We start from the raw sequence: 13,699 nt of genomic DNA on the forward strand, positions 1-13,699 counted from the left end.
TTCCATTAACTGAAATTACCCAGGTGATTTATTAAACTGCTTATAATTATTAAAACTATACTTTTTTTAGGAATATCTGAAAATAAATCTTCTACTTTAACTCCAAAAGCTTTTGCTATACTTTTTTGAGAGCTTTCTCGTGGGGTGTTTACCGCATTTTCCCAATTGCAATATGTTCTATGGTTTGTGGCACATCTTTCGGCAGCCTCCTTTTGTGTCCATTTTAGGCTTTTTCTTAAAAGCAGCATTCTCATATTCCATTTAGAATCAGCTAGTATTTTAGCCAGTAAATTAAACATATAGATCATCCTCACTTTATTAATAAGTTTTTGTTTTATGCTCATAAACTTTATGTTCATTGATGATACTATAATATTTAATGGTATAAATTGTAAATCGCTAATTTTGAATAAAAAAGTCTAATTTGTCTAATTATTCTTTATTTTCTCAATAGATTGATTCTTATCTTTTATTTACATATAAAATGTCATATTTTATGATATTTTACCATATTCAAATACACTATTTTTCTATTTAGAATTTAAATAATTTCACGGCTATGGTGTCAGTTACTCCAGCAGATACAGTTGAAGCATTGTTTATACAGTTGCGATGTAAACCCATACAGTAGATATAGTTTAAGCATCACTTATATTTTTAAATATTGAAAAAAATAATTGTGCAGCTATTTTTTAGAAAGTTTATTACATAGAAAAAGATTGATATAATCAGAAAAAATTACATCTGAATTATATCAATCTTTTATAGTTGTGATGATAATTATAACTATTCAGTTTACATGGATGAAGTAGCTTATTTTAATAGCCATGACTTTGTTTTAAGGAATATATTTAAATTTGTTTATCTCCACAAATTATCACTTAAGCCGTAATTTAAATCCAGGTTAAGATTAATTACATGAACAGTTCCCTGACCGTTAATTATAGCCATTTTTCTGGACAGAATATCACTGGAATTAGTAGTTGAAGTACTTGCTACGGCATTTGCAATAACACTGAGAAGGTCTTTTTCACTCATATTAGGATTTGTAACATAAGTACTAGCTATAATCTCCTGAGCAGCTGTGGATATACCGCCATCTTGGTTGACAATATCAAAGGCAAGAGCAAAGCCTCTTACGGTATTTAACTTGTATTTATCACATATAAGCATTGCCTGATGTACTGTATACACCTGTGCATCTTTTTCAATACCTATGAAATCCTGATTATTAGTTAAATTTACAAGCTGTGAATGCCAGGAGCTCGTAATATTATTTGAGGAATCATTAATGCTCTTAGCCCAGTTAAGTTGATTAGCCTGAGTGTCTTGCAGCATTTTGTGGATGGAATCATAATTAGTACCAAAAATACTTTTCATTTCACTGTTGTATTGACTATCCATTCTGTTAAGAAGAGGCTGAAGAGTACCCTGACCTATGCACCACTGAAGATATCCAAGAGATAAACCTTCACCGTCAAAATTTCCTTCAATCTGATTAGAAGCCCCAACTTCAAATTGCTTGGTTATATTTGCAGCAATATTAACTACATTATCTGGAGGAGAAGTATAGTGTTGTATATAGGCATCAGATACATAGGCAGTAGCATTATTATAAGTAATTTTATCCCATGTAATATTATCAGCACTATCAGTTACTCTGTCTAAGATGTTAATGTTTTGATAGTCATATAGAGTTCCTACAATGTTGTTTGCATCTAGGGTTGGGGCTGATCTTACATTAAGATAAGCATTATTTACATAGCCTTTTTCATTATTAACAGTAACAGTACAATTTGCAGTTTTGCTTCCATCTGCAGTTGTTGCTGTAATTGCAGCAGTTCCTGCAGCTACAGCAGTTACCTTTCCTGTAGAGTCTACTGTTGCAACAGAGCTATTGGAAGATGCCCATGTGACAGCTTTATTTGTGGCATTTGATGGTGCTGCAGTGGCTGTAAGGGTATCTGTATCACCCACTGTTAAATTATCTGTAGTTTTATTTAAGCTTACTGATGTTACAGGAATCAGTAATGGATTATTCACTTTTATTGTTCTGCTTGATGATACTGTCTGTCCACTGTTTCCCGTGCTGGTTACAGTTATGGTATGAGTACCGGTTCCTAATTTGGTAAGATCTAAAGTATAATTATAACCGCTATTTTTATTATTGTAATCTGGATAAGCGTTGTATACATCTTGCCTTGGAACTCCAGGAGTTATGTTTACAGCTGGCTGAGTATCTACAACTATAGATACCTGTTTTACGCCTGTAATGTCTAGTGCCCAACCTCCTATATTAACACTCTTTTGATTGTCAAAGCTTTGATTTACCTGAGGAGAATCTATAGTTAGCAGGCTATCTGGTCTTGTAATAGTAATGCTGCTAGCTTGTACAGAACCATCATTGCCTACTGCCTGCACAGTTATTGTGTGTTTTCCGCCTCCAATAGTGGAAGTATCTAGAGTATAGTGATATCCGCTTTTAGTGTCATTATACTGAGGGAACACTTTAGCCACATCTGGTCTTCCATCTCCTATAGCTGCTGTACCTATCTGCTTACTATCAACCAATATATTAACCTGCTTAACTCCAGAAGGATTCAATGCCCAACCGCCTATATTAGTACTGTTTCCTTTAAACAGCAAACCATTTTGAGGAAAATCTATGTCAGTCATAGCAGCTGGTCTGTATATTGTAACATTTTGAGAAGAAGTAGTGCCGTCATTTCCAGTGGCTTTTACTGTTATTTTATGGTTTCCAGCAGTTAATTTACCTGTATCAAGAGTATAGTTGAATCCACTATTGTTTTGGCTATAGTCTGGAAACACTTTAGCTACATCTGGTCTTGCTGTACCTATATCTGCAGTGCCCACTTTATTATCATCAACAGATATCTCTACCTGTTTTAAGCCTGAAACGTTTAGTGCCCATCCGTTTATTGGCAGAGAATTTAGAGCGTTGGCACCATTTTTTATAGTATCCAGGCACATGATAGGTAGTGGTTTATTAAAATCTATGGTTGAATTGTTTTGCTCCACAGTTCCATCGTTACCAACTGCTTGTACAGTTATGGTATGTTTGCCACCTTCAATAGCAGAAGTATTTAAAGTATAATGGTATCCGCTTGTGCTGTTTTGATATTGAGGGAAAACCTTAGCTACGTCAGATCTTGAGTCTCCAAGGGATGCTGTACCTGCAGGTGTACCATCCACTAGAATATTAACTTGTTTTACTCCAGAAGGATTCAGTGCCCAGCCAGCTACATCCACATTGGCGGCGCTTCCACTAATTGAACCTTTTGGAGTGTCTATAGTTGTAATATTTGAAGGCCTGTTTATTGTGAAATTTTGTATGGCAGAGCTTCCATCATTACCGTTAGACTGTACAGTTATGGTATGCGCTTTATGAGATAATTTACTTGTATCTAAAGTATAAGTAAAACCACTTGTTCCATCATTATAGCCTGGAAAGACCTTAGCTACATCCGGTCTTGCTGTGCCCAAAACTGCATTTCCCACTTTAGTGCCGTCTACAAGTATGTCTACACTGGACACTTTAGAGGCATTTAAGGACCAGCCTGCTATGGTAGCTTGATTTAAGGCAGCATCTCCACTGTGAGGAACATCCACACATATTAAAGGTGCAGGCTTATTTACATTTATTTTTACTGAATTTAAATTTGTTGTGCCATCATTACCTATAGCTTGTACAGATAAAGTATGGGATCCTGCTCCAATGGAATTGAAATCTATAGTGTAGGAATAGCCGCTGTTAGCTTGTCCATATGCAGAAAATATTTTTTCCACATCTGGTCTTGCTTTACCTATATTTGCATTACCTTTAAATTGTCCATCTACAAGTATTTCAACCTGCTTCACACCAGATTTATTTAATGCCCAACCAGCTACAAATATAGAATTACTGTTATTACTGTTGGCTTTTGGGAAGTCTATATCTGTTATTGGTGATAGATTTTCATTGATAGTTGCAGCGTAAACGCTGTTTGTTGTTCCTAATAAATAATCTTTTGACAAAAATAATGTACTTCCAATACTGAAAGCCAAAATTATTGCACATATTTTTTTCCTGTTCATATTATCCCCCTTACATAAAGTATTAAAATGACATTGAAATGCTTTTAATGTCATTTATATGTATATATTATCACAAATTTTTATAGGGTTTGTTACAGAAAGATAAACTTTTTTATGAATCTATGAATATCCCGGGGATGTAAATTTTCGAAATTATCTATGGAATTACACTGAAGGGGTCATAGTAATTTTAGTCTTGATTTTATTATAAATAAATTATATAATGATATAGAAAACCAATGAGTTTTTATAAAACCAAATGGTTTTAAGAGGTGAAAATATATATGGAAAAACGTACAAAGATTCTTTTAGAGGCAAAAAAACTTTTTTCAGAACATGGATATAATAATGTATCAATGCAGTGTATAGCTGAAACTTGTACTATGTCGAAAGCTTCCATTTATAAATTCTTTGAATCCAAAAATGAATTGTTGAGAAAGCTGCTTGAATACAATCTTCGGCAGATGATACATGAGTCTTCAATTATTGATTCTAAAGCAGATATGAGTGATGAAGAAAAGTTTAAAGCAAAGATTTATTATGAAATTGAATCCTATATAGAAAACAAAGAGCTTTCTAAAATGCTTATTTTTACATCATCCTCTGTTGATTGTACAGAGATAAAAAAGCATATAGAATTTGTAAGATATACAATTATGAACTGGAATAAAAATAATTTACTTCAATACTATGGAGAGGATGTTCTAAATATTGTATGGGATTTAACCTTTATACTTATTGGAAGTGTAAATATGCTTACACAAATCATGATAGATAATAAATCAATAGTAACTACGGAGCAAATTGTTCAGGAGATAAAGAAAAATTTAGATGTACTGGTTAAGGATAAACAAAGCAGACCTGCTCTATTTGATGAAGAGAAGATGAATAACAAATTTAATTACGAGAAAAATGAAGATATCTTTGAACAGGATATAATTGAAAAATATTTATCAGATATTGAAGATAAATTAAATAATCTTCCAGACCGTGATACAAGAAAAAAGGAAGCATTAGCTGCTTTAAAGCATCTTAGTAAGGAACTTTCCAAAGAAACAAAGGCAATTTATTTAGTAGATTCTCTACTAGGCTATCTAAATGAAATTGATAACCTTAAGCCAATAATCAGTAAACTGAAAACATTAGGCATATGAAAATAAGCTAGCATAATGACTAGTCATTTGTTTGAATGTGCCATATTTAAAAGGGGAGATTTTCAATGAATAATACAACATCATTAAAGCCAAGCAATCGTACTGCAATTGTCCTTGTATTTATTATTGGTGCCTTTGTGACAATTTTAAATCAGACTTTGCTTGTTACAGCTTTACCTCATATTATGAGAAGTTTTAATATCACAGCAGATAAAGCTCAATGGCTTACAACAGCTTTTATGCTTGTAAATGGAATATTTATTCCAATAACGGCTTTTCTAATTGAAAGATATTCAACACGTGCTTTATTCGTATTTTCAATGGGTATTTTTAGTGTTGGTACTTTAATAGCAGCAGTGTCACCTAATTTTACAACTTTATTAATTGCCCGTATTCTGCAGGCTGTAGGTGCTGGTGCCATGATGCCCCTTATGCAGACTGTATTCATTATTATTTTTCCAAAGGAAAAACGTGGTGCAGCTATGGGAATGGTGGGTCTTGTAATTTCATTTGCACCAGCTATAGGGCCCACTCTAAGCGGATGGATTATAGACAGTTTTTCATGGAATTATTTATTCTATATCATTTTACCTATTGCAGTAATTGATTTGATTGTATCTTTATTTATACTTAAAAATGTAACTGAGCAAAGGGAAAGTAAATTAGATATTCTGTCAGTTATTCTCTCTGTTTTGGGATTTGGGGGAATACTATACGGATTCAGCACTGCCGGTGCAGATGGATGGTCAGATAAATGGGTAATTACAACACTTGCTGTTGGTATAATTAGTCTATTATCATTTGTGTGGAGACAACTAAAAATAAAATCTCCTATACTGGAGTTTAAAGTGTTAAAAAATGGAATCTTTACGTTAACGACTGTACTTGGTACTATTGCATTTTCAATGATGATGGCAATAGAAACCATATTACCTATATACACACAGAATATGCGTGGTATATCTGCTTTTCATTCAGGATTGATGCTGCTTCCAGGTGCTGTTGTGATGGCAATTATGTCTCCGGTAGCAGGTATGATTTTTGATAAAATAGGAAGTAAATTATTGGCTTTTGTGGGGCTAGGACTGTTAACTATAACAACTTTTGTTTTCTCTTCACTGAATCTAAATACATCAGTTGCATTTATTGTAATTGTGTATGCAGTACGTATGGCATCGGTAGCATTGATATTAATGCCTTTGACAACTGCTGGCCTCAATGCTCTTCCAAATAGACTAATAGCTCATGGTACTGCCATGAACAATACCTTCCGTCAAGTTGGTGCTTCCATGGGAACAGCAGTATTGATATCTATAATGAGTAACTGGGGCAAGAATGGTAAATATGCAAATCCTCTTGATGCTCAGGTAGCGGGAATGCATACATCATTCATTATAGCCGCTGTCATATCCCTTATTGCAGTGTTGATGGTCTTCTTATTAAAGAGTGATAAAAAGACAATTGAAGATGAAGAAATGCTTGAAGAAGCAAATTAAAATACCTCTGAAATGTAAGTTTTTCCAGAGGTAATGTATAGTTTAATAAAATTGCAGCAACAAGAATAACGCCTATAGTAAAAACTACCGGCGTTATTTGTTTTTGGGAAAATTTGCACCCCTGGGGTGTAAATTCTGGAAATTGTGGCTGAAATTTTATCACAGTGATGATTTAGCATAAGATGGAACGATTGGTATTGCTTGCAAAAGGCTCCCAAGCTTGCAGATAAATATATCCATCGCTTTGTTTATTTATAAGCTCCAGAGACTCAACGGGAACTGTGTCTACAAAATTAACTAAGTTATCTGTATTTATATTGTGATTTGTAAGGTGGTCTCTACCTACAACGAATTTAACACCTTTATTGCTTAAAGTCTTCATGAATTTGATATTTGTATCTGAATTTTTGTTGGTATTGTAAAATTCAAATGCCTCTGATGTAGCTAGAACTTCAATCTTAAATTTTTTATTATTTAAGGCATCTACTAAAATATTAACATCTTTTAATAATAAATTCCATTTGTCAAGTTCGTTAATATGAAATATAATTTTATGTTCCTGCATGATAAATTTCCCCTTTATAGTTTTCATATTCATTATTAAAATAAGTAATAAAATGATAATGTAGTTATATAATATTTATGAAATTATAAGCATTATACCACATTATTTTATCAATTTCATTATAAATATAAAATATATTATGAATTTATTTGTTTATATTATCTATGTTAATATCATTTCTTTACAAGAACGTATGTTCTGTGATATTATGGGAATAATAATAGGAAGGAGACGATTTAGGTGGATATTTTTGATAAGCTGAAAATTCTCACTGATGCAGCAAAATATGATGTGGCATGTACTTCCAGTGGGGTAAATAAAAAGGCTGCAGCTGGAGGTATGGGAAATTCTACAGCCTGTGGCATATGCCACAGCTTCGCAGCGGATGGACGATGTATTTCCCTTTTAAAGGTATTGATGAGTAATGCCTGCGCCTATGACTGCAAATATTGTGTGAACCGCCGCTCAAATTCCACCCCAAGGGCTTCATTTACACCACGGGAACTGGCAGATCTTACTATGAATTTTTATCGTCGTAATTACATTGAAGGCCTTTTTATTAGTTCTGGTGTACTTAAAAATCCCAATTACACCTGTGAAAGAATGATTGAAACTCTGCGTATATTGAGAGAAGAGTACAGATTTTTCGGATATATTCATGCAAAGGCCATTCCGGGGGCGGACAAGGATTTAATTAGAGTTCTTGGGATGCTGGCAGACAGAATGAGCGTTAATATAGAGCTACCATCACAAAATAGCTTGAAGCTTTTGGCTCCGGACAAGTCAAAGCATTCCATTTTAGCGCCTATGGGACATATTCAAAGTTTAATACATGAAAACTCTACGGATTTGATAAAATATCGGCATGTACCCAAATTTGCTCCTGCTGGTCAGAGCACACAGATGATTGTAGGTGCTACACCAGAAACGGATTTTCAAATTTTAAATTTAACAGAAGGTCTTTATAAAAAATATAAGCTTAAACGTGTTTTCTTTTCTGCGTACATACCAGTTGCGGAGAATTCTGTGCTGCCAGAGGTAAGCACTAAGCCTCCGCTTTTGAGGGAGCACAGACTTTATCAGGCTGACTGGCTCCTCAGGTTTTATGGCTTTAAGGCTAATGAGATTTTGGATAAGGATCACCAGAGTTTTAATCCCTATATAGATCCAAAATGTAACTGGGCAATAAACCATATGGATATATTCCCTATGGAGGTGAATCGTGCACACTATATGGATTTGATGAGAGTACCAGGTATTGGGGTAACCAGTGCTAAGCGGATTGTAACCGCTCGACGTACTTCTAGACTTGATTTTCAACATCTTAAGAAAATGGGAGTTGTACTAAAACGAGCGCAGTATTTTATAACCTGTTCTGGTAAAATTGCTGAGGGCGTAAGAATAACGGAGGATTCAGTATTAAGGTCTTTGATGTCTGAAAAAACACTGGACATGTATAGACAGAATTTGAATTTTCAACAAAAGCCAGAGCAGTTATCTTTTTTTGATGAACTTATGCTAACTTAAATTGAGCAAATAATTAATATATGATTAAAGCATAAAAAGCTGTAAGCTAATTTCTGCTATACCATTTACAGTGTTACTAATGTAGAATAATTACAATAAATATTCTATTACGAATATAATCTATTAAAAGATATATATTATTAATAAAAAAGGTGATGAATTATAGATAAAATGCTTAGTAAATCAAATATCATTTATGAATATGATGGAAGCTTTGATGGACTACTGTGCTGTGTATTTGAAAGTTATGATAAAAAAGAAATTCCCATGGATATTATTCTGTCCAGCGCAGCCCAAACTCTGCTGCTTCCCATGAAGGAAATTTCAACGGACTTGCAGAAATCTACTAGAGTCCTTAGCTCTATACCTAAAAAAATGAGCATTGCTGCTCTAGATTTTGTGCGTCATGCCTTTTTAACTTGCCTTCCACAAAAGGAATTATACATACTTTTGTTTCTTCGTAGAGGTTACCGTTATGGAAGTAAGGTAATGGATATGCTTACTGACGATGTAGTAAATAGACTATTTAAGGCAGTAAAACATTTGAATAACGAAAGTCATTTACTGAAGGGGTTTATTCGTTTTTCTGTTTTTAATGGTGGACTTGTGTCGGAAATAGAGCCTAAAAATTATGTGCTGCCGTTACTGGTGCAGCATTTTTGTGAGAGATATCCAGAGGAATACTTTTTAATTTATGATAAAACTCATGGTATGGCACTAATATATCAACTCCACAAGCCTGCAATTATTCCCATTGAAGATCTTAAGATTCCAGAAGCAGATGAGGAGGAATTGCATTTTCGCAAACTGTGGAGGCTTTTTTATGACACCATTGAGGTAGAAGGACGCCATAATCCCAGATGCCGCATGACTCATATGCCAAAGCGTTACTGGAAATATATGACGGAGTTTGGTGCTGGAGAAAAGTTTCTTCCAAAGTAATGAGAAACAGGTAACAATAATTTGCAGACCAGTGTGAACTCGTTTCAGCAAGTTGAAACATCGGTAAATCAGGTGGGGAGCCCAGCCCACCTGATTGGAAAATCCCACCTTCGCTTCGCTTAGAGGTGGAGGTCTGAACCTTTCAGTCAGGAAAAGATGAAATTTAATAAAATTATAATATGAATTTTGTGATAATTTTATGTATAATATAGTTGAGATACTATCTTTTTATAAATGTAATAGGAGGTGAATAAATGACAAAAGGCAATCGATTGAAAGCTTTCAAAATATTAGCGGTAGTTATAAGCCTTTTTATGATTTCGCAACCAGTTTTTGCTAGCACAGCTGGAAATCAAAATTATAAGTACATGGAGGACAGTAATATTTTACCTGTACTTAGCAGCAGTGGTGTTACAAAATTAGGGGATGTGGAAGATAATAAGCAGTTAAGTATAACAATAGGATTAAAATTTCGAAATAAGGATCAGCTGAAACAGAAAATTAAAGCAGCGCATGAGGTTGGTAAAGCTGGAAGGGTAGTAAGTGCTCAGGATATGAATAATAATTTTCTACCTAGCGAAAGTGCAAATAATGAGGTTATTGAATTTTTAAAAAACAATGGATTAAAAATTACTAAAACTTACAATAGCCATATGACAATTAAAGCCACTGGCTCCGTACAGGATATAGAGAAGGCATTTAAAGTAAAGCTAAATTATTATTCTAAAGATGGAGTAAATTTTTTGGCCAATAGCACCCAGCCACAACTACCAGCTGATATAGTAGGATTGGTACAAAATATTTCTGGTCTCAATAATTTCAAGCTTAAACCATCATCATCTTACAATAAACAAATAAAATCTCAATCATTAAGTACATCATCTTTTACCCCAGGGCAAATACAAAAAGCATATGATTTTACATCTGCTTATGCAAATAATATTAATGGCAAGGGTATTAAATTAGCTATAGCATCTTATAATTCTTTTAATAAAAGTGATATAGATAATTTTCTTAACACCTTTGGCATTAAAGGAACTAATGCTATTACTACTATAAATGTGGGTGGTGTTCCACAATATGATGAAATTGGCTCTGAAGAAACTACAATGGACATAGAGTGTGCCTTATCAAGTGCTCCAGGAGCACAATTACTTGTTTATGATGGAGTTAGTGCAGATACAGCTACAGAAACGGATCTGTTTACACAAATCGTAGATGATGGACAAGCTAATGTAGTAAGTTATTCCTGGGGAAGTGAAGAGCAATACTACAGTCCTTCTGAGTTAACTGAAATGAACAACTTATTTATGGCGGGTGCAGCGAAAGGAATGACCTTTGTAGTAGCTTCAGGGGACTATGGAAGTAATGTTATTAATTATCCCGCGACAGACCCTTATGTTACTGCTGTTGGAGGAACAACGCTAAAGTTAAATAATAGTTCTGGTGAAATTTCTAGTGAAACAGGCTGGGGTGTGGATGGTTTTGGATATGGTAGTGGAGGCGGAAGCAGCTCATTTTTTTCAACACCATCATGGCAGCAGGGAATAACCACTTTAAATAATGGACACAGAATGATTCCAGATGTTTCACTTGATGCTGATCCTAATACTGGATATACCATTTATTCTAATGGAAACTGGTATCAGTATGGAGGTACCAGTGCGGCTGCTCCGGAATGGGCTGCTATATTTGCTTTAGTTAACCAGAGTAGAGAAAGTAAAGGCTTAGGGACTATAGGACTCGCAAATTCAAGGTTGTATTCATTGGCCAATCAATCAGTATTTCATGATATTGTTAGTGGATCAAATGGCGAATATTCCTCTTCACCAGGTTATGATATGGTGACTGGATTAGGGTCAGTTGATGTGTGGAAATTGGTTAGTGCCTTATCCGGTGTAAATACAGAAAATTATACTGTTACCTATAATGGAAATGGCAGCAATGGGGGATATGTACCTATTGATAGTAAAGCATATGTTTCAGGGGAGACGGTAATTGTATCTGGTAATGCAGGTAACCTTGTAAAAACAGGCTATAGATTTGCAGGCTGGAATACAGCACAAGATGGAAGCGGTATAGATTATTCACCTAATAGCACTTTTGATATAAAAAATTCTAGTGTAACATTATATGCAAAATGGAATTCTATTTATCCAGTTATAGGCTGCATTGATACTCCATCAGAGGGACAGACCATAAGCGGAAATAATATGATTAATGGCTGGTTCCTTGATGGAAATGGAGTAAAGAAGGTAGACGTGCTTGTAGATGGAACAGTAGTAGGAACAGCTAGCTATGGAGATGGAAGATGGGATGTAGCAAGAGTATATCCAACCTATAACAACGGAAACAGCGGTTATCACTATAGTCTTGATACAACTAAGCTTACTAATGGAAGACATACCATAGTAATAAGGGAAACGGGAAACAATAATTCTCAGACCAGTTTAAGTGCAAGAAATATAACAGTAGCTAATCCAGTAATAGGCTGCATAGATACGCCTGCAGAGGGACAGACCATAACAGGAAGCAACATGATTAGCGGTTGGTTTTTGGATTCCACAGGAGTAAATAAAATAGAAGTACTTGTGGATGGAAATGTAGTGGGAACAGCTAGCTATGGAGATGGAAGAGGAGATGTGGCCAAGGTATATCCAACCTATAACAATGGAAACAGCGGCTATCACTATAATCTTGATACCACGAAGCTAAAAGATGGAAAGCATACTATAGTAATAAGAGAAACAGGCAGCAATAATTCTCAGACTAGTTTAAGCGGAAGAAGCATAACAGTATCAAACAATCCTGTAGGCTGTATTGATACCCCATTAGAGGGACAGACCATAAGCGGAAATAATATGATTAATGGATGGTTCCTTGATGGAAATGGAGTAAAGAAGGTAGAAGTGCTTGTAGATGGAACAGTAGTAGGAACAGCCAGCTATGGAGATGGAAGATGGGATGTAGCAAGAGTATATCCAACCTATAACAACGGAAACAGCGGTTATCACTATAGTCTTGATACAACTAAGCTTACTAATGGAAGACATACCATAGTAATAAGGGAAACGGGAAACAATAATTCTCAGACCAGTTTAAGTGCAAGAAATATAACAGTAGCTAATCCAGTAATAGGCTGCATAGATACGCCTGCAGAGGGACAGACCATAACAGGAAGCAACATGATTAGCGGTTGGTTTTTGGATTCCACAGGAGTAAATAAAATAGAAGTACTTGTGGATGGAAATGTAGTGGGAACAGCTAGCTATGGAGATGGAAGAGGAGATGTGGCCAAGGTATATCCAACCTATAACAATGGAAACAGCGGCTATCACTATAATCTTGATACCACGAAGCTAAAAGATGGAAAGCATACTATAGTAATAAGAGAAACAGGCAGCAATAATTCTCAGACTAGTTTAAGCGGAAGAAGCATAACAGTATCAAACAATCCTGTAGGCTGTATTGATACCCCATTAGAGGGACAGACCATAAGCGGAAATAATATGATTAATGGATGGTTCCTTGATGGAAATGGAGTAAAGAAGGTAGAAGTGCTTGTAGATGGAACAGTAGTAGGAACAGCCAGCTATGGAGATGGAAGATGGGATGTAGAAAGGGTATATCCAACCTATAACAACGGAAACAGCGGCTATCACTATAATCTTGACACAACTAAGCTTACCAATGGAAGGCATACCATAGTAATAAGAGAAACAGGCAACAATAATTGGCAGACAAGCTTAAGTGGAAGGAAAATAACAGTATCAAACTAGTGAACAACTGGAAAATATTGCACCTCTGGGATATAATATTATATAATTTTAGTAAATGATGAGCCCTTGAGGTGAGTAATGTATCTCAAGGGTATTTTCTACGAATAAATATAAAATTAGGATGAACTTTCTGAGAATTTT

Annotated in this window: 8 protein-coding genes; 5 read left to right on the forward strand and 3 right to left on the reverse strand. The window is 34.9% G+C overall.

The genetic code is table 11. The annotated features are described in order from the left end of the window. Positions 1-5: 5 nt before the first annotated feature. Both ABF633_RS07195 and ABF633_RS07200 read right to left on the reverse strand, forming a co-directional pair. Positions 6-299, reverse strand: coding sequence for a helix-turn-helix transcriptional regulator (locus tag ABF633_RS07195; RefSeq protein WP_415522977.1), 294 nt, complete (start codon positions 297-299; stop codon positions 6-8). 562 nt (positions 300-861) lie between these two features. Continuing rightward, positions 862-4,095 (reverse strand): Ig-like domain-containing protein, encoded by a 3,234-nt coding sequence (locus tag ABF633_RS07200; RefSeq protein WP_415522978.1) that lies wholly within the window; start codon positions 4,093-4,095, stop codon positions 862-864. A 284-nt stretch (positions 4,096-4,379) separates the two neighbouring features. Between ABF633_RS07200 and ABF633_RS07205 the strand changes: the two genes are divergently transcribed. Continuing rightward, positions 4,380-5,249 (forward strand): TetR/AcrR family transcriptional regulator, encoded by an 870-nt coding sequence (locus tag ABF633_RS07205; RefSeq protein ID WP_415522979.1) that lies wholly within the window; start codon positions 4,380-4,382, stop codon positions 5,247-5,249. Between the two features lie 65 nt (positions 5,250-5,314). Further along, positions 5,315-6,745 (forward strand): MDR family MFS transporter, encoded by a 1,431-nt coding sequence (locus tag ABF633_RS07210; protein WP_415522980.1) that lies wholly within the window; start codon positions 5,315-5,317, stop codon positions 6,743-6,745. A gap of 172 nt (positions 6,746-6,917) precedes the next feature. On the opposite strand, the gene ABF633_RS07215 is transcribed toward ABF633_RS07210, so the two are convergent. Continuing rightward, positions 6,918-7,310: a hypothetical protein gene (locus ABF633_RS07215; RefSeq protein WP_415522981.1), complete on the reverse strand. Its 393-nt coding sequence runs from the start codon at positions 7,308-7,310 to the stop codon at positions 6,918-6,920. A gap of 240 nt (positions 7,311-7,550) precedes the next feature. Between ABF633_RS07215 and ABF633_RS07220 the strand changes: the two genes are divergently transcribed. The 3 genes from ABF633_RS07220 (at position 7,551) to ABF633_RS07230 (ending at position 13,558) form a co-directional block, all read left to right on the forward strand. Then, on the forward strand, positions 7,551-8,837 hold the full coding sequence (locus tag ABF633_RS07220; RefSeq protein ID WP_415522982.1) for a putative DNA modification/repair radical SAM protein: 1,287 nt from the start codon (positions 7,551-7,553) through the stop codon (positions 8,835-8,837). 171 nt (positions 8,838-9,008) lie between these two features. After that, a complete protein-coding gene (locus tag ABF633_RS07225; protein ID WP_415522983.1) occupies positions 9,009-9,779 on the forward strand; it encodes a TIGR03915 family putative DNA repair protein in 771 nt (256 codons plus the stop codon). Positions 9,780-10,033: 254 nt separating this feature from the next. Then, entirely contained in the window at positions 10,034-13,558 is a 3,525-nt protein-coding gene (locus ABF633_RS07230; protein ID WP_415522984.1) for an Ig-like domain-containing protein, read from the forward strand. Positions 13,559-13,699 lie beyond the last annotated feature (141 nt).

It is taken from the genome of Clostridium sp. (assembly GCF_047718555.1).
Classification (GTDB): domain Bacteria; phylum Bacillota; class Clostridia; order Clostridiales; family Clostridiaceae; genus Clostridium_I.